The sequence below is a fragment of the Microbacterium sp. genome (assembly GCF_049661145.1).
Classification (GTDB): domain Bacteria; phylum Actinomycetota; class Actinomycetes; order Actinomycetales; family Microbacteriaceae; genus Microbacterium.
Genome location: NZ_JBASZT010000280.1, coordinates 1 through 16,610, shown reverse-complemented (window position 1 = coordinate 16,610; position 16,610 = coordinate 1). Strand labels below are relative to the sequence as shown.

At 68.1% G+C, this 16,610-nt stretch carries 17 protein-coding genes; 12 read left to right on the top strand and 5 right to left on the bottom strand.

All coding sequences use genetic code 11. The features are described from left to right. A complete protein-coding gene (locus tag WBP48_RS11810; protein ID WP_424440648.1) occupies positions 1-1,200 on the top strand; it encodes a M20 metallopeptidase family protein in 1,200 nt (399 codons plus the stop codon). Between the two features lie 293 nt (positions 1,201-1,493). Here WBP48_RS11810 and WBP48_RS11805 read toward each other — a convergent pair whose 3' ends face one another. Both WBP48_RS11805 and WBP48_RS11800 read right to left on the bottom strand, forming a co-directional pair. After that, positions 1,494-2,513, bottom strand: coding sequence for an NAD(P)-dependent alcohol dehydrogenase (locus WBP48_RS11805; protein WP_424440682.1), 1,020 nt, complete (start codon positions 2,511-2,513; stop codon positions 1,494-1,496). Positions 2,514-2,618: 105 nt separating this feature from the next. Next, on the bottom strand, positions 2,619-2,852 hold the full coding sequence (locus tag WBP48_RS11800; protein ID WP_424440684.1) for a hypothetical protein: 234 nt from the start codon (positions 2,850-2,852) through the stop codon (positions 2,619-2,621). Between the two features lie 262 nt (positions 2,853-3,114). Between WBP48_RS11800 and WBP48_RS11795 the strand changes: the two genes are divergently transcribed. The 11 genes from WBP48_RS11795 to WBP48_RS11745 all read left to right on the top strand — a co-directional run bounded on the left by WBP48_RS11795 (position 3,115) and on the right by WBP48_RS11745 (position 13,071). Next, positions 3,115-4,113: a zinc-dependent alcohol dehydrogenase family protein gene (locus WBP48_RS11795; RefSeq protein WP_424440646.1), complete on the top strand. Its 999-nt coding sequence runs from the start codon at positions 3,115-3,117 to the stop codon at positions 4,111-4,113. Beyond that, a complete protein-coding gene (locus tag WBP48_RS11790) occupies positions 4,110-4,760 on the top strand; it encodes a DUF2291 family protein (RefSeq protein ID WP_424440644.1) in 651 nt (216 codons plus the stop codon). The genes WBP48_RS11795 and WBP48_RS11790 overlap by 4 nt, the downstream gene beginning before the upstream one ends. Next, positions 4,757-6,286, top strand: coding sequence for a sugar ABC transporter ATP-binding protein (locus WBP48_RS11785; RefSeq protein ID WP_424440642.1), 1,530 nt, complete (start codon positions 4,757-4,759; stop codon positions 6,284-6,286). The genes WBP48_RS11790 and WBP48_RS11785 overlap by 4 nt, the downstream gene beginning before the upstream one ends. 23 nt (positions 6,287-6,309) lie before the next feature. Further along, positions 6,310-7,434: an ABC transporter permease gene (locus tag WBP48_RS11780; protein ID WP_424440640.1), complete on the top strand. Its 1,125-nt coding sequence runs from the start codon at positions 6,310-6,312 to the stop codon at positions 7,432-7,434. Between the two features lie 54 nt (positions 7,435-7,488). Beyond that, complete coding sequence (locus WBP48_RS11775; RefSeq protein WP_424440638.1) at positions 7,489-8,478, top strand: D-ribose ABC transporter substrate-binding protein; 990 nt, start codon at positions 7,489-7,491, stop codon at positions 8,476-8,478. Positions 8,479-8,582: 104 nt separating this feature from the next. Further along, complete coding sequence (locus tag WBP48_RS11770) at positions 8,583-10,340, top strand: dihydroxyacetone kinase family protein (RefSeq protein WP_424440680.1); 1,758 nt, start codon at positions 8,583-8,585, stop codon at positions 10,338-10,340. Then, the gene (locus WBP48_RS11765; protein WP_424440636.1) at positions 10,337-10,810 is read left to right on the top strand and encodes a ribose-5-phosphate isomerase; all 474 of its coding nucleotides are present in this window, start codon (positions 10,337-10,339) and stop codon (positions 10,808-10,810) included. The genes WBP48_RS11770 and WBP48_RS11765 overlap by 4 nt, the downstream gene beginning before the upstream one ends. 40 nt (positions 10,811-10,850) lie before the next feature. Then, positions 10,851-11,588 carry a triose-phosphate isomerase family protein gene (locus WBP48_RS11760; RefSeq protein WP_424440634.1) on the top strand — a complete coding sequence of 246 codons (738 nt, stop codon included), beginning with the start codon at positions 10,851-10,853 and terminating at the stop codon, positions 11,586-11,588. Between the two features lie 31 nt (positions 11,589-11,619). Next, positions 11,620-12,441 (top strand): DeoR/GlpR family DNA-binding transcription regulator, encoded by an 822-nt coding sequence (locus tag WBP48_RS11755; RefSeq protein WP_424440632.1) that lies wholly within the window; start codon positions 11,620-11,622, stop codon positions 12,439-12,441. 22 nt (positions 12,442-12,463) lie between these two features. Continuing rightward, positions 12,464-12,685 (top strand): type II toxin-antitoxin system Phd/YefM family antitoxin, encoded by a 222-nt coding sequence (locus tag WBP48_RS11750; RefSeq protein ID WP_424440630.1) that lies wholly within the window; start codon positions 12,464-12,466, stop codon positions 12,683-12,685. Beyond that, positions 12,685-13,071 (top strand): type II toxin-antitoxin system VapC family toxin, encoded by a 387-nt coding sequence (locus WBP48_RS11745; protein ID WP_424440628.1) that lies wholly within the window; start codon positions 12,685-12,687, stop codon positions 13,069-13,071. Before WBP48_RS11750 ends, WBP48_RS11745 begins: the two co-directional genes overlap by 1 nt. A 41-nt stretch (positions 13,072-13,112) precedes the next feature. Here the strand turns inward: WBP48_RS11745 and WBP48_RS11740 are convergent, their stop codons facing one another. The 3 genes from WBP48_RS11740 to WBP48_RS11730 all read right to left on the bottom strand — a co-directional run. Further along, the gene (locus tag WBP48_RS11740; protein ID WP_424440626.1) at positions 13,113-14,123 is read right to left on the bottom strand and encodes a nicotinamide-nucleotide amidohydrolase family protein; all 1,011 of its coding nucleotides are present in this window, start codon (positions 14,121-14,123) and stop codon (positions 13,113-13,115) included. Positions 14,124-14,264: 141 nt separating this feature from the next. Beyond that, on the bottom strand, positions 14,265-15,860 hold the full coding sequence (locus tag WBP48_RS11735; protein ID WP_424440624.1) for a phytoene desaturase family protein: 1,596 nt from the start codon (positions 15,858-15,860) through the stop codon (positions 14,265-14,267). 17 nt (positions 15,861-15,877) lie between these two features. Beyond that, the coding region (locus tag WBP48_RS11730; RefSeq protein WP_424440622.1) for an alpha/beta hydrolase at positions 15,878-16,610 on the bottom strand (733 nt) is incomplete at its 5' end.

Sequence of the window (16,610 nt, the reverse complement as noted above, 5' to 3'; positions counted from 1 at the left end):
ATGACCGTTCCCGATTTCCCCGCGGATGCCGTCGGCATCCTCCCCGACCTTGTTGCGCTGCGGCGGGCACTGCACGCCGACCCCGAGCTCGGCCTCGACCTCCCTCGCACGCAGCAGCGTGTGCTGGCGGCGCTGGATGGACTGCCGCTGGAGCTCACGCTCGGCACGAAGACGACCTCGATCGTCGCCGTGCTGCGCGGCGCGCTGCCGGGCCCGACCGTGCTGCTGCGCGGCGACATGGACGGCCTGCCGATCCAGGAGGAGACCGGGCTCGACTTCGCCTCGACGACCGGGACGATGCACGCCTGCGGCCACGACCTGCACACCGCGGGGCTCGTCGGGGCGGCGCGGCTGCTGTCGGCGCGCCGCGACGAACTGCACGGCTCGGTGATCTTCATGTTCCAGCCCGGCGAGGAGGGCTGCGGCGGAGCGAAGATCATGATCGAAGAGGGCGTGCTGGATGCCGCGGGGGAGCGTCCCGTCGCGGCCTACGGCATCCACGTGGCACCCGGGCCGCGCGGCGTCTTCTTCACGCGATCCGGCGCCGTCGCCGCCGGATCGAACCACCTGTACATCACGGTGCGCGGGCGCGGCGGGCACGGATCGCAGCCCCACCAGACGCTCGATCCGGTGCCGGTCGCGGCGGAGATCGTCCTCGCGCTGCAGGCGTTCGTGACGCGCCGGTTCGACGCGTTCGACCCGATCGTGCTGTCGGTGACGCGCATGAGCACGGGAGAGGGCGCGATCAACGTCATTCCCGAGCAGGTCGAACTGGCCGCAACCGTCCGCACGATGTCGGCGGCGTCGCTGGAGCGGCTGCAGGTCGAGGTGCCGCGTCTGGCGGAGGGCATCGCCGCGGCGCACGGCCTTACCGCAGACGTGCAGTTCGATGTGATGTATCCCGTGACAGTCAACGACGCGGGTGAGACAGAAACAACGGTGGCTGCGTTGCGGGGTGTCTTCGGCGAGCAGCGTGTGCAGGTCGTGCCCGCGCCGATGATGGGGTCGGAGGACTTTGCGTTCGTGCTCGACGAAGTTCCCGGGACCTTCCTCGGGCTGGCGACCTCGCCGCCCGACGTCGAGCTGGGCACCGCGGAGTTCAACCACTCGCCGCGCGTGCTCTTCGATGACGCCGTTCTCGGCGACCAGGCCGCGGCGCTCGCGACGGCCGCGTTCGTGCGGACCGCGGCGGGCGCGTAGCAGGTTCATAGCAGCCCCGTCAACGGGGTGGGCTCGATCCACCGCTGCCACGTATCGTGGCTCACGCAACATCCGATGGCAGCAGGGTCGAGCGACGGCGTTCGGGTCGCCCGAGCTCCCCGTGCCACCGAGAAGGCCCCGGCCCCCCACCGGGGCCTTCTCCATTGTGGTCGGTGGGCGAATGCCGGGCCTGGGCTCGTTCGGGGCGGATCCGCCATCGACGTGCCGAGTTTGGTCGTTATGCGGGCCGGGTAACGACAGAACGCGGCAAGTCGGGCGCGGCGCGTGGCAACCTATCCGAGCATGCGGCGGTGCGGCTCCACGACGGACTTCATCACGTTCGCATCGGCGGTCGATTCCAGGGCCGCCTGCACTTCGTCGAGGCTGAAGGTGCCGGTGACCATGGCATCGAGCTCGACCTGCCCGTGCGCGGCGAGTGCGATAGCGGTCGGCCACGTGTTCGCGTAGCGGAAGACTCCCGTGATGATCAGTTCGCGGTTCTGGATCGTCGTGATCGGCAGGGAGATCTCCGCGGCTCCCATGCCGACGAGCACAGCCCGTCCAGCGCGACGGAGCGTCGAGATACCGCTGCGCACGGCGGGCGCCGCACCCGAGGCATCTACGAACGCGTCGAACTCCGGCAGCTCGTCGGGTGCCGTGGTGGTGGGGTCGAACACCGCGGTCGCCCCGAAGCGCAGCGCCGTCTCGCGCCGGGCGGCGGCGACGTCGGAGACGATGATCTCTGACACGCCGTAGGCGCGGGCGACCTGCGCGGTGGCGATGCCGACGGGGCCCGCACCCGTAATGAGCACTCTCGTTCCGGGGGTGAACCGTGCTTTGCGCGCGGTGGCGATCGCGACCGACAGCGGTTCCATGAGCGCTGCGGCGTGGTCACTGACGGTGTCAGGGATCGAGTGAGCGAAGTGGCTCTGGATCGTAACGTATTCCTGGAACGCGCCGTCGGTGCCGGGAACCGCATAGAAGTGCATGTGCGGGTCCAGATTGTAGTCGCCGCGCAGCGTCTCTGCTGAGCCGATGGATGGGTGCTGCGGCTCGATCGACACGCGTTGGCCGATCCGCCCGCGGTCGACTGCCGATCCCACGTCGACGATCGTGCCCCCGGATTCGTGCCCGAGCACGAGCGGCTCGTCGACGACCCAATCGCCGAGGTGTCCTTCGCGGTAGAAGTGGACGTCCGACCCGCAGACTCCGACGGCAGTCACGCGGACGAGGACTTCGTCGGGCGCCGGCGTCGGGATGGGACGGCTTTGCAGTTCGATCCTTCCCGGAGCGACGAGAACGCTCGCCGTCATCGTTGTCGAACTCACGACCGCACCTCCTCAACGCCGGTGGTGCCGTGAACGATCGTGGGGATGGTCATGAGTGTGTCCTTCTTGTGTGGGGGCGAGGTCGTGGAGTCAAGAGGCGAGGGAAGAGTGCACGGCAGTGACGACAGCGGCCGGCGTGATACCGAGTTTCTCCAGGAGCAGTGTCCCGTCGGCAGACGCTGCGAAGTGCTCGATCTGAGGACGATGATCGACGGCTTGTCCACCCGGGTGATCGTGACCGGCCTTCTCGACAGCATCTGCCGCCAGTATCCGAGCGGTGTCCACCGCGCGCTGGTCGATCTCATCCCACGCCAGCCTCGACATCTGAGCCCTTTCGCGCCGTTGCGTTGGCCGCATCGCCGCGACCACGATCAAAATGTGATGTTTAAGTGTTGCATATAACGAGAAGGCATGACAAGATCACATCAAACGTAACACGGGGAGAAATCCCCAACAGACTGTACGGAAGGACCCGGCCGGGTTCTTCCTGGCCACAGATCGAGCACCGTCGCTCGCAGGGATGCGTCGACGGTGACGGAAAACGGGAGCAAGGATGCGCGCAGTTGTCTTCACTTCAGAAGGCGAGTTGTCTCTCAGGGAACGGCCCACGCCGGAGCCTGGGTACAAGGAGATCCTCATCAAGACCGCCGCGGTCGGTATCTGTGGCACGGATACGCACGTGTTCGACGGTGAGTTCGAGGGGACTGTGTTCCCCCTCGTTCCCGGGCACGAAGCCACAGGAACGATCGTCGCGTTGGGTGAGGACGTGAACAGCGGCGTCTTCGACTTCACGGTGGGCGATCACGTCGCGGTCAACCCGAGCACGACGTGCGGCGAGTGCGAGTTCTGCCTCAACGGACACCAGAACCTCTGCCGATTCTGGAACGGCCTCGGCGTCGTCGCCTCCGACGGCGCGTCGCAGGAGTACTTCACCGCCCCTGCGAGCAACGTCTTCAAGCTCAAGCCCGAGACCGATCTCTACGAGGCCGCCCTCATCGAGCCACTCGCGTGCGCGATACGCGGGTGGGACGTCCTCCCGCGGCGACTGGGAGATCACGTACTCGTCTACGGCGCCGGGACGATGGGCCTGCTCATGGCTCAGCTGGCCACCCGCGCCGGCGCCTCGACCGTCACGATCGTCGACCTCAACGAGGCGCGGCTGAAGACGGCCGAGGAATGCGGCATCGCACTGCGCTACACCAGCGCCGACGACGCCGATCGCGAGAAATGGGACGTCGTCATCGACTGCACCGGCAACATCCGTGCCATCGAGGATGCGCTCACGCGCGTCAAGCCTGCGGGGTTCTTCCAGGACTTCGGAGTGGCCCCGGCGGACCGCACGGCGCAGTTCTCGCCTTTCCGCGTCTACCGCGATGAGATCTCGATCGTCGGGACGATGGCCGTGCTGAACTCCTTCGGCCGCGCTGTCGAACTGTTCGAGGCGGGAGCCATCAACGCAACTGCGATGATCAGCCACTCCTTCACCCTCGACGACTACTCGGAGGCGTTGGAGATGTTCCGCAAGGGCGAGGGTCGCAAGCTCCAGATCCGCCCGAACGACTCAGAGTCGCGAGTCCTCCTGTGACCGCTGCAACGACCGCCCGCCGCCCGCTGTCTGCCGCCGCCAAGCGCGGCATCTGGATCGGTGTCGTCGCCCTGGTTCTCCTCGGGATCGTGCTCGGCACCAAAGTCGTCCCGAGCGACGATCCGCTCGCGCAGGGCGCAGTGGACTTCGATCCCGCCACGTTCGGCGTGGAGCACTTCCCTGAGGTGCAGGCGGCCGTCGTGGACAAAGCCGTGGATGCCGAGACGCTTGCGGCGGCGATCGCCGCGGACCCCGCGGCGGCGGAGGAGGAGTATGCCGTGCAGAGCTCCGGCGGGCCCGTCTACAGTGTGACGTTCACCGGCGTCGTCGGCGAGGGCCAGGCCGGCATGTATCCGGTGACCGTCGACGGCGTCCCGGACGATCTGCTCATCCGTGTGCAGACCGGACCCGCCATCAACGGCACCGAACTGCGCGACGCGACCGGCGAGATCGCGTTCGGCCAGTTCAAGAACCAGATCGACTTCCAGAACGCGGCAGCCGCTCTCAACGACGAGCTGAAGACCGCAGTACTCGCGGACGTCGACACCGCGAATCTCACCGGCAAGACGATTGAGGTCACCGGCGCGTTCACGCTCGTCAACCCCGCCGCGTGGCTCGTCACGCCCGTCGAGCTGAGCGTCCAATGAGCGACCAGGCCACCTTCGACGAGGTCGTGCTTGAAGCGCGGAACATCGTGAAGACGTACGGCGGCACCCGCGCGCTCAAGGGCGTGAACTTCGAGATCCGCAAAGGCACCGTGACGACGTTGTTCGGCGAGAACGGCGCGGGCAAGTCGACGCTGATGAAGATCCTCTCCGGCGTCGAGCAGCCTACATCGGGGGAGATCGTCCTCGACGGTGAACCGGTCGTGTTCGCGTCCACCAACGACGCGCGCGACAGGGGCATCTCGATCATCCACCAGGAGTTGAGCCTCGCCCCTAACCTCTCGATCCGCGACAACATCTTCATGGGCCGTGAGATCGGCGGGCTGTTCGGCGTCGACTTCGCCGAGGAGACGCGGCAGGCGCACGCCCTGTTGGACGAGCTGCAGCTTCCCGTCGACCCCGACACACTTGTGGCCGACCTGCGCGTCGGTCAGCAGCAGATCGTCGAGATCGCCCGGGCGCTGTCAGCGAACTCGCGCATCCTCATCATGGACGAGCCGACCTCGGCGCTCGCCGCCGCAGAGGTGGACGTCCTGTTCGGCGTCATCCGGGATCTCCTGGCGCGCGGCGTCGCGATCGTGTACATCTCACATCACCTCGAGGAGGCGCTGGAGGTCACCGACCACGCCGTCGTGTTGCGCGACGGCACCATGACCGCCCGCGGCGAGCGAAGCCAGATCGACCTGGAGTGGATCGTCCGCAACATGGTCGGCGACAACTTCGACCTCGGGTCACCGCCGACCGGCTATGACTTCGGCGAGGTCGCGCTGCACGTCAATGGCCTCACCGTCCTCGACCGCGAGAACGCGGAACGGGCGATTGTCAACCGTCTCGACCTCCAGGTGCGCGCCGGCGAGATCGTCTGCATCTACGGACTGATGGGGGCGGGGCGCACCGAGCTGCTCGAGGCGATCGCCGGCAAGGAGCCGGTCGCGGGCGGCGACATCCTGCTCGAGGGGCGCTCGGTCCTGCAGGACACGATCGCCGAGCGTATCGCAGCCGGTATCGGGCTCGTTCCCGAGGATCGCCAGCGCGATGGTCTCGTGCAGACGTTCGATGTGGGCACGAACCTCACGCTCGCGAGCCTCGACGTCAGCATCCACCGCGGCATGATCTCGGGACGGCTGGAGAAGAAGCGCTCCGCGGAGCTCATCAAGGCGGTCACGGTGAAGACCCCCGGGCCGGAACTCCCGATCGGGGCACTGTCGGGCGGTAATCAGCAGAAGGTCGTCATCGGGAAGATCGTGGCCACCGGGCCTCGCGTCATGCTGCTCGACGAGCCGAGCCGCGGCATCGACGTGGGCGCCAAGGCAGAGGTCTTCCGCCTGCTCGCCGACCGCGCGCGGGAAGGACTGGCCGTCGTGTTCTCCACCTCCGAAGTGGGCGAGTGTCTCAGCATCGCACACCGCATCATCGTGATGCGTCGCGGCCGCATCTCCGCGGAGTTCGGACCCGACGTCACGAAAGACATGATCATGGCCGCCTCCGGCGAGGCCGTGGCCGCCTGACCGCACCAGAAACGGACCCGACAATGACGACGACGACCACAACCCGAATCATCCTCGAGAACAAGAAGAAGTTCTCGCTGGCGAAGCTCCTTCTCGAAGGGCGCGCTTTCCTCGCGCTCATCCTCATCATCGTGGTGTTCTCGCTGCTCTCGCCCAACTACTTCACCGTCGAGAACATCCTGATCATGGCGTCCCACGTGGCGATCTACGCCCTGCTGGGCATGGGCATGCTCATGGTCATCCTCAACGGCGGCATCGACCTCTCGGTCGGTTCCACACTCGGCTTCTCAGCGATCATCGGAGGCTTTCTCCTCCAGGGCGTGCCCATCAACTTCCTCGGTGTCACGCTGTTCCCGAGCGTCCCTGTGGTCGTGCTCCTCTCGTGCGGGGTGGGCGCGCTCGTTGGATTCGTCAACGGCATTCTCGTCTCGAGGTTCAAGGTGGCGCCGTTCGTGGCCACTCTCGGAATGCTCTACGTCGTGCGAGGTCTCGCGCTGCTGATGACGAACGGTCTCACCATCAACGACCTCGCGGGTGACCCCGAACTGGGCAACACGGGGATCGAGTGGCTCGGCTTCAACCGCATCCTCGGCATCCCCGTCGGAGTGATCATCATGGGCGTCGTGGCCATCATCCTCGGCTTCGTGCTGGGCCGGACGAAGTTCGGGCGTTGGATGTATGCCGCGGGCGGCAACGAGCGGGCGGCGGAGCTCTCCGGTGTCCCGGTGCGTCGAGTCAAGGTGTGGGTCTACGTGATCTCGGGCATCTGCGCATCGATCGCGGGACTGATCCTCGCCTCCACCCTCACCAGTGCCTCGCCGACCGCTGGCAACACGTACGAGCTCACCGCGATCGCGGCGGTCGTCATCGGCGGCGCGGCGCTCACGGGTGGCCGTGGCAATGTTCGCGGAACCCTGTTGGGTGCGTTCGTCATCTGCTTCCTCTCGGACGGCCTCGTGATCGTCGGAGTCTCCGCGTACTGGCAGATGGTGTTCATGGGTGCCGTCATCGTGGTGGCGGTTCTGCTCAACACGCTCCAGTACGGGCGGCGCCGCAAGCCGGCCGCGCCCGCGGCCCCAGCCGCTCCGACCGCCGTGGCCCCTCAGACGTCGGATCAGTCCTTGCTCACTCGCTCGTCGAAGGACTGACCACGAACTCGGCATCGATGACCGCTGCCGATCCACCAAGAAAGGACGCAACACATGGTAGGTAAGAAGGCACTCGCCGCCCTCGTCGCCGCGGGCGCGCTGATCCTCGGCCTCACCGCCTGTTCCGGCTCCAGCACTCCCGCGACACCGGGAGACGGAGGCGGGGGAGAGGCCGGTGGGCTCATCACGATCATCGTGAACGACCCGGCCAACCCTTACTGGAAGACCGAAGGCGACGTCGCCAAGGCCACTGCCGAAGACCTCGGCTACGAAGCGACCGTCGGCGCGCACAAGGGTGACACCAACACCGAGAACACGCTCATCGACACCGCCATCTCGAACAAGTCGGTGGCGATCATCCTCGACCCGGCCAACGCGGATGGTTCGATCGCGGCGGTGAAGAAGGCCAATGCCGCCGGAATCCCCGTCTTCCTCGTCAACGCCGAGATCAACGAGTCCGGCCTCGCCAAGGCTCAGCTCGTCTCGAACAACGCGCAGGGCGCGGCCATCGGCGCACAGGAGTGGGTGAAGCTCATGGGCGAGAAGGGCGACTACGTCGAGCTGTTCGGTGCGCCCTCGGACAACAACGCACAGACCCGCTCCAACGGCTACACGACGGTCATCAGCCAGTACCCCGACCTCGTCCAGGTGGGCAAGGAGGTCGCCGACTGGGACCGCACGAAGGGTCACGACAAGATGCAGTCGCTCATGCAGGCGAACGCGACCATCAATGGCGTGATCTCCGGCAATGACGAGATGGCTCTCGGTGCGATCGCCGCGCTGAAGGAGGCCGGCAGGCTCGAGGGCGTCCTCGTGGGCGGTTTCGATGGATCGCCGGATGCGGTCGCTGCCATCCAGTCCGGTGAACTCGCCTATACCGTGCTCCAGCCGGTTGCGGTCTTCTCGAAGGAAGCCGTCGAACTGGCCGACGAGTTCATCCGTACCGGCAAGGCGCCCGAGAACGAGAAGCAGGCATTCGACTGCGTCCTGATCACGAAGGACAACGCCGACCAGATGACGGCGCCCTTCACCTTCTCCGGCTGATCGGAGACCGACGGGCCGCGCGCTCCCGCGCGGCCGGCGAGGGGCGGATGCCCTGGATGCCCTCCGGCACCGCCCCTCGTTCCTCCCTCGACGCGAAAGACATCATGAGTTACGTCCTCAACGCTGCAGCCGACTTCGCTGACGAATCCGCCGAAGGCTTCGTCGCCGCCCACGCCGACCTGGTGCGCCGTGTCACCGGGGGAGTCGCTCGCCGTACCGCGACCGCCGTGGGCGAAGTCGCCCTCGTCATCGGTGGCGGGTCCGGTCACTATCCCGCCTTCGCGGGCCTCGTCGGCCCAGGCCTCGCCCACGCCGCCGCCATGGGCAATGTGTTCGCCTCGCCGAGCACGCAACAGATCTACACCGTGGCGAAGTCGGTCGCGACTGATGCGGGGGTCCTCCTCAGCTACGGGAACTACGCGGGTGACGCGCTCAACTTCGATCTCGCCCAGGAGCGACTGCGCGCCGAGGGCATCCCGTGTCGCACGGTCCGCGTGACCGACGACATCTACAGCGCCGCACCCCACGAGCGATCCAAGCGCCGCGGAATCGCCGGCGACCTCGCCGTCTTCCGGGCCGCAGGCTGGGCCGCGGCGCAGGGACTCAGCCTGGACGAGGTCGCGGCCATCACCGAACGCGCCAACGAACGCACACGCTCGCTCGGCATCGCCTTCTCTGGTTGCACTCTCCCCGGTGCAGAAGAACCGCTGTTCACCGTTCCGGCCGGTCAGATGGCCATCGGCATGGGTATTCATGGGGAACCGGGCATCGAGGTGCGCCCGCTGGCCACCGCTGACGAGCTCGCGGCGCTATTCGTCGGAGGTCTCCTCGGAGAAGTGCCCGACGATGTCGCCGACGTGGCCGGCGCTCGTGTCGGCGTCATCCTCAACGGGCTCGGCTCCGTCAAGGCGGAGGAGCTGTACGTCGTCTACCGTGCGGTCGCCCGCGAGTTGACGCAGCGCGGGATCGTCGCCGTGGATCCCGAGGTCGGCGAGTACGCGACGAGCTTCGAAATGGCCGGACTCTCGCTCAGCCTGCTCTGGCTGGACGATGAACTCGAGGCCGCCTGGACCTCGCCGACGTACACCCCGGCGTACCGCAAGGGCAGTGTGGAGCCGCGCGAGGCCGTGGATGCCGACTCAGAGGCGTCGATAGCGACGGTGGACATCACGGCGGCCGCGCCCGAGGCCGCCGCCGCCGGGCGCGTCGTGGCCACTGCGCTCACGGCGATCAGCGAGCTCATCGATCGGGAGGTGGACGAACTCGGTCGCCTGGATGCGATCGCCGGTGACGGCGACCACGGCATAGGCATGCAGCGCGGTGCGCGCGCCGCCCGAGCTGCCGCCGAAGCCGCCGTTGCGCACGGCGCCGGGGCGGGAACCGTTCTCGTCGTCGCGGGAGACGCCTGGGCAGACCGGGCAGGGGGGACCTCCGGAGCCCTTTGGGGTGCGGGACTTCGCGCCGTCGGCGGCGCTGTCGGTGATCTGGGTAAACCTGACGCACTCACGGTCGCCACCGGCATCGACCTTGCGCGCGAGGCCGTGCAGAGCTTCGGTAAGGCCGCCGTCGGTGACAAGACGCTCGTCGACGCTCTCGTGCCCTTCGCCGAGACGCTCGCGGCACGAGTCGACGAAGGCGTGCCGCTTGCGACCGCATGGTCGGATGCCGCGGCTGCCGCGACTGCGGCCGCGCTGGCGACGGCGGACCTCCTGCCCAGGATGGGCCGGGCGCGTACCCACCTGGAGAAGAGCCTCGGCACCCCGGATCCAGGAGCGATCTCGCTAGCGCTGGCGATGACCGAAGTCGCCGGTGTGCTCGTCCGTGCACAAGAAGACCATCTTCATCAGAAGGAGCAAGCATGACTACGCAGTGGCGTATCGTCGTCGGATCCGACGACGCCGGGTACCAATACAAGGAAGCACTGAAGGCGGACCTCCAGAACGATCCTCGCGTCGCATCGGTGGTCGACGTGGGGGTGACCTCCGACGGACATACCGCGTATCCCCGTGTTGCGATCGAGGCCGCAGAGCGCATCAAGAACGGTGAAGCGGACCGTGCGCTCCTGGTGTGCGGAACGGGACTCGGTGTCGCCATCGCAGCAAACAAGGTGCCCGGCATCCGTGCCGTTACCGCCCACGACAGCTTCAGCGTCGAGCGGAGCGTTCTCAGCAATAACGCCCAGGTTCTCACCTTCGGACAGCGCGTCGTCGGCCTGGAACTCGCGCGCCGACTGGCTCGGGAATGGCTGAGCTATCGCTTCGACGACTCCTCCGCGTCTGCCGAAAAGGTGGGTCTGATCGGCGAGTATGAACAGACCGGCGCCTGTGGTTGATCGCGGCCTTGGTTCCGGGCGTCCCCCGATCCTCCTCGGCGTGAGCCTGAAGCTGTATCTGGACGTCGCACGCACCGCGCAGTGGGCGCACGATATCGCGGCGATCGCGCGGTCCCATCCGGCGGTGCGAAGCGGATCCGTAGCGCTGTTCGCGCTGCCATCGCTACCGGCGTTGTCACTGGTGAGGCAGGAGTTCGCCGGCACCGACGTACGGATCGGCGCGCAGGATCTCCATTGGGCGGACCGCGGCGCGTACACCGGCGCGGTCAGCGGACAGGACCTCGGTGCCATCGGCTGCACTCTCGTCGAGGTCGGACATGCGGAACGCCGTGAGTTGTTCGGTGAGACTGACGAGGTGGTCGCCGACAAGGTCGCCGCTGCCTTCCGGAACGGACTCGTACCGGTGCTGTGCGTCGGCGAGGGTGTACTCATGAGCCCGGAAGATGCGGCGAGCGCGTGCGTGGTCCAGATCGAGAGCGCGTTGAGCGTGGCCAAGATCGTCGACGGTGAGATCATCGTCGCCTATGAACCGGTGTGGGCTATCGGACAAGCTCAGCCCGCATCCGCCGAGCATGTGCGCACCGTCGTCACGACCCTGACAAGCCGGTTGCGCCAGGACCGAAGACTCGCCACACCCCGTGTCATCTACGGTGGATCAGCCCAGCCGGGCACACTGACCGCGCTTGGCGACGCCGTCGACGGTCTCTTCCTCGGGCGCTTCGCCCACGACCCCGCCGCATTCGGGCGCATCGTCGACGAGGCCGCTGCGCTACGTTGAGAGGGTCGTCGACAGCAGTCCGGAGAAGGCCATGACAGAGACATCCCTCGATGCCGGTCCGCGCCAGTCTCGACAGGCAGCCCGGCAGCAGGCCATCACCGAGGTCGTCATGGCCGAAGGTACTGTCCGCATCGAACAACTCGCCGAGCGGTTCGGCATCAGCGTGATGACGGTGCATCGTGACCTCGACGGGCTCGAGGCGCGCGGCCTGCTGCGAAAGAGCCGAGGTGTTGCGACCGCGATGTCCACCTCGCTCGTCGAGTCGAGCGATGTCTACCGCTCGAATCGACAGACCGGTGAGAAGGAAGCCATTGCCCTTGCAGCCCTGGAGTTCGTGGAGCCGGGCCAGGCGGTGATGCTGGACGACTCCACGTCGACATTCCACCTCGTTCCGCACTTGCGCACGCGCCGCCCGCTCACAGTGATCACCAACACCCTCACCGTGATGGATAGTCTCCGTGGAGTCAGTGGGATCACTCTCCTCGGGCTCGGTGGACAGTACTTCAATTGGTGCAGCGCGTTCATGGGGGGGATCACCACAGCCGCGATCGAGGCGCTGAGAGCAGACCTGTTCATCATGTCGACGGCCGCGATCACCGATGATGTCGCGTTCCATCAGTCGCTTCAGACCAACGACATCAAACGCGCGATGTTCGATTCGTCGACGCGGCGCATCCTGATCGTCGATCACACGAAGTTCGAGAAGCGTGCGCTGCACGCGCTCATGCCGCTGACGGCGTTCGACGCTGTGATCGTCGACAGCGCGACCGGCGCCAGCGATATCGCGCGTCTGCGAGACAAGGGTGTCGAGGTGGTCGTCGCCCGCACTCAGCGTCAAGCGGGCGTGGCCTAGCCAATCCAGCTAGACTAGGTGCATGGTCCAGGTCAACATGCAGGAGGCGAAGACCCAGCTCTCGCAGCTCGTCGCGCGCGCCGAGGCCGGCGACGAGGTGACGATTGCGCGCCATGGCGTCGCGGCGGTTCGGCTGGTGCCCGTCGAGGGTCGCACGCGGGCACTGGGGTTCATCTCGCTCGAGGTGCCCGACTCCTCGTTCGATCCGCTGTCGGACGAAGAGCTGGATGCCTGGGAAGCCTGATGCGACTTCTCCTGGACACTCACGCATTCGTGTGGGCGGTCGGTAGCCCTTCGCGGCTCTCGGACGAGGCGAGCTCCGCCGTCGCCGATCCGGGGAACGTGCTCCTTGTCAGTGCCGCGTCCGCGTGGGAGATCGGGACGAAGTTCCGGCTTGGCAAGATGCCGGGCGTGGAGCCCCTCGTTCAGGACTTCGCGGGCATGGCGCGCCGGCTCGGGGCCACCGTCTTGCCGATCGAGCACGAACACGCGATGCTCGCCGGAACGCTGCCGTGGGAGCACCGCGACCCGTTCGACCGCATGCTCGTCGCGCAGGCCGCGCTCACGGCATCCACCCTCGTCTCCAGGGACACGGGGATGAGGGACCCCCTGCCGCACGTGTTGTGGTGACGGCCCGCCCGCCCGACGGGGCGCGGCATCGTCGCCCCTGCTCAGTCGCGCAGTCGCTTGCGCAGGAACACCTGCTGCGTGCCGTCGCCCTGGTCGATGCGTTCGGTTTCGACGTAGCCGCAGTCGCGGTACAGCCGCAGGTTGGCATCGCTCAGGCTGCCGGTGAACAGTTCCGCCGCGGATGCCGACGTGGAATCTTCGGCCGCCGCCAGCAGGCGCCGGCCGATTCCGGAGCCCTGGAGATCCGGGGCGACCGCGATGCGTCCGATCAGCAACAGGTCCTCGCTCTCGCGCGTGCGGATCGCCCCGACCAGCCGCCCACCGACGCGGGCCACCCAGCCCTCGGCATCCCGAAGCTCCGCCTCCACTTCGGAGAGCGTCTGGGTCAGCGGCGCGAGGTCGGCGCTGCCGTAGAGCTTCGCTTCGCTCACGAAGGCAGCCCGCTGGATCGTGAGAACTTCGCCGGCGTCGGAGCGACGTAGCGGCAGGATGCGGACGTCGAGGTCGTCGGTGTTGGTGTTGGTGTCGGCGTCGATGTCGCCGGATGCCGTGGGGTTCGCGGCCGTGGATGCTGCACGTGCCGCCAGCGTGCGGACGGTGTCGCAGAGCATCGTGACGGCCGCGTGCACGCTGCGCTCCACGACCTCGTCGGGACGTCCGCCGAACTGCAGGGACTGCGTATCGACACCGTTCGCCGTGGCGATGCCGAGGTGCACTTCACCCGCCGCGTGGCCGTTGTCGGGGTCCGGTCCGCCGACGCCCGTGACCGATACGCACGCGTCCGCGGCCAGGAGTTCGCGCCCGTGCGCCGCGAGCTGCGCCGCACACTCCGGCGTGCTCGGGTCGGTGCCGGGCCGCACACGAAGGACCGCGAGCTTGGTCGCCATCCGGTAGGCGACGACGCCCCCGGCGAACCAGTCGGCTGCGTTCTCGCCCTTGCCCAGCGCGCTGGCCACCGCCCCACTCGTCAGCGATTCCACCGCCGCGACGGTCAGCCCGTGCCCGGCGCAGATTCCCGCGAGGTCGGCGACGATGCTGTCGACGGTGTCCACGAATCCGACCCTAGCGCCCTGGGGGCGCCGGTTCGCTTGCCACAAGTTGTGGCATGAGGTCCCGCGGGAGGCCACAACTGTGTGGCAACTCAACGCGCCTCACCCCGACGCCCCCGCAACCGCCGGACGCCCCCGAACCCCCTACGCCCCCGCAGCCACCAACTCCTCCAGCACCGCCATGGCAGCGTTGTGGCCCCCGAGGCCACTGACCGCGCCGCCGCGGCCGGCTCCCGATCCGCACAGCAGGATGCGGTCGTGCGCGGTTGCGACGCCCCAGCGCTGTGCCGGGGTGTCGCGCGGGGCGTCGTCCTCGAGGAACGGCCATGACAGCGGGCCGTGGAAGATGTTGCCGCCCGGCAGGTTCAGGGCGTGCTCGAGGTCCTGCGTCGTCTTGGTCTCGATGCACGGGAGGCCGTCGGAATCCGTCATCAACAGGTCCTCGACGGGCTCGGCCAGCACGGAGTTCAGCGACGCGAGCACCGCTGCCTGCAGGCGCTCGCGCTGCGCATCGTTGTTCTCCGCCGTGACGACGATGCCGTCGGGCACGTGCAGGCCGAACACCGTGAGCGTCTGAGCCCCGCTCGCGGCGAGCTCGGGACCCAGGATCGTGCGGTCGGCGAGCGAATGGCAGTAGATCTCGCACGGCAGTGCCGTGGGGATCGCCCCGGTCGCAGCCCGCTCGTACGCCGTCTGCAACTGCGAGTACTCCTCGTTGATGTGGAACGTGCCGCCGAACGCCGCCTCGGGCGCGATCGACCCATCGCGCAGCCGCGGCAGCCGCTTCAGCAGCAGGTTCACCTTGACCTGGGCGCCCTGCGGAAACGATGCCCGCTCGGCGGCAGGCGTGCCGAGAAGCTCATCGAGCACGGCCGGCGCGACGTTCGCGAGCACGCGGATGCCGACGGCGGTGCGCTCGCCGGCATCCGTACGGTAGGTGACCGTGCCGTCGGGGCGGATGCCGACCACCTCGGCGTCGGTGCGCAGCTCGGCGCCCGCGGCGCCCGCGACGGCGGCGAGCTGCCCGGTCACCTCACCCATGCCGCCGATCGGCACGTCCCAGTCGCCCGTGCCGCCGCCGATGACGTGGTAGAAGAAGCACTTGTTCTGCTGCAGGTCCGGCTGGTGCGCTGCCGCGAAGGTGCCGATGAGGGCATCGGTGAGCACGACGCCCCGCACGAGGTCGTCGTCGACGTGCGCCTCGATGAACTCGCCGATCGGGCGTTCGAAGATCGCCTCCCACAGCTCGTCGTCGCCCAGGGCCGCCCGCGCCTCGCTGCGCGTGGGGAGTGGGTTCGTGACCGTCGGCCACAGCGCCGCGGCGACCCGGGTGGTCTTCTCGTACAGTGCGGCGAAGCCCTCGGCATCCGCCGCCGCGTCGATCTCGGCGAACGAGGCACGCGTGGCCTCCGCGTCCTCACGATTGACGAGGAGGCCGCGCCCCTCGGCATCCCCCGGGAGCGGCGTATACGAGGAGTAGCGGCGCCGCGCGAGGCGGATGTCGAGTCCCAGATCGTCCTTGATCCGCTGCGGCAGCAGGCTCACGAGGTACGCGTAGCGCGACAGCCGCGCATCGAGCCCGGCGAAGGCCCGCGCGCTCACGGCGGCGCCGCCGGTCGCGTCGAGGCGTTCCAGGAGGAGGACAGAGAGTCCGGCCCGGGCGAGGTAGGCCGCCGCGGTGAGGCCGTTGTGTCCGCCGCCGACGATGACGATGTCGTGAGTGGGAACGGTCTCGGACACGGTGTTGCCTTTCTGGGTCACGCCGACGAGAGCACGGTGCTGAGGGCGTCGGCGAGGTCTGCCTGCCATTGCAGCACATCGTGCCCGCCCGGGTGCTCGTCGTAGCCGAGCAGGCGACCGTGCGAGCGCAGCAGCACCGCCGCGGCACGGCATCGCGTCGCCACGTCGTCGTCGAGTTCCCCGGCCTGGAGGAGCAACGGCGCGATGTGTGCTCTGGCCGCCAGCGCCGCCCCGCACTCCTCGAACCACCCGGACTCGTGCTGCCACGGGTCAGGGGAGGAGGGCCACCACAGCGAAGGCGACTGTGCGACGGCGGCGCGCACGAGATGCGGATGCCGCACGGCAGCGAGCATGGCGAAGAGCCCGCCCATGCTTTGGCCGGCGACGATCCACGGCGAGTCGGGCACGCCGCCCCGCGTCGCGACCTCGCGCACCGAAGCGAGCAGGGCGCCCGACTCGTCAGGAGACGACGCGTAGTCGAACTCCCGCTGCTTCGGCCCGCCGGAATCCAGGAACAGGAGATGCAGCGGCGGTACCTCGCCGCGGGCGACGCGCCGGTCGAGTTCCGCGGCGATGGCGAACTGCCTGTGCCACACCTCGCCGTCGAGGAGCAGGACGACCGGCGACGGCGCGCCCGCAGTCGGCGCACTCCAGTGGTGGATCGGCAGCCGGGCACCGGTCACGGGAGAGGTTGCGCGGCCGAGCCTCCGCGTCGCCGGCGCGGACTCGCGCCAGAGCGCGGTCACGGGC

Bases quoted from the DNA above. Each gene is read 5' to 3' on its own strand.
- WBP48_RS11810 (WP_424440648.1), top strand. From the start codon at position 1: ATGACCGTTCCCGATTTCCCCGCGGATGCCGTCGGCATCCTCCCCGAC.
- WBP48_RS11805 (WP_424440682.1), bottom strand. From the start codon at position 2,513: ATGACGGCGAGCGTTCTCGTCGCTCCGGGAAGGATCGAACTGCAAAGC.
- WBP48_RS11800 (WP_424440684.1), bottom strand. From the start codon at position 2,852: ATGTCGAGGCTGGCGTGGGATGAGATCGACCAGCGCGCGGTGGACACC.
- WBP48_RS11785 (WP_424440642.1), top strand. From the start codon at position 4,757: ATGAGCGACCAGGCCACCTTCGACGAGGTCGTGCTTGAAGCGCGGAAC.
- WBP48_RS11780 (WP_424440640.1), top strand. From the start codon at position 6,310: ATGACGACGACGACCACAACCCGAATCATCCTCGAGAACAAGAAGAAG.
- WBP48_RS11775 (WP_424440638.1), top strand. From the start codon at position 7,489: ATGGTAGGTAAGAAGGCACTCGCCGCCCTCGTCGCCGCGGGCGCGCTG.
- WBP48_RS11770 (WP_424440680.1), top strand. From the start codon at position 8,583: ATGAGTTACGTCCTCAACGCTGCAGCCGACTTCGCTGACGAATCCGCC.
- WBP48_RS11765 (WP_424440636.1), top strand. From the start codon at position 10,337: ATGACTACGCAGTGGCGTATCGTCGTCGGATCCGACGACGCCGGGTAC.
- WBP48_RS11755 (WP_424440632.1), top strand. From the start codon at position 11,620: ATGACAGAGACATCCCTCGATGCCGGTCCGCGCCAGTCTCGACAGGCA.
- WBP48_RS11750 (WP_424440630.1), top strand. From the start codon at position 12,464: ATGGTCCAGGTCAACATGCAGGAGGCGAAGACCCAGCTCTCGCAGCTC.
- WBP48_RS11745 (WP_424440628.1), top strand. From the start codon at position 12,685: ATGCGACTTCTCCTGGACACTCACGCATTCGTGTGGGCGGTCGGTAGC.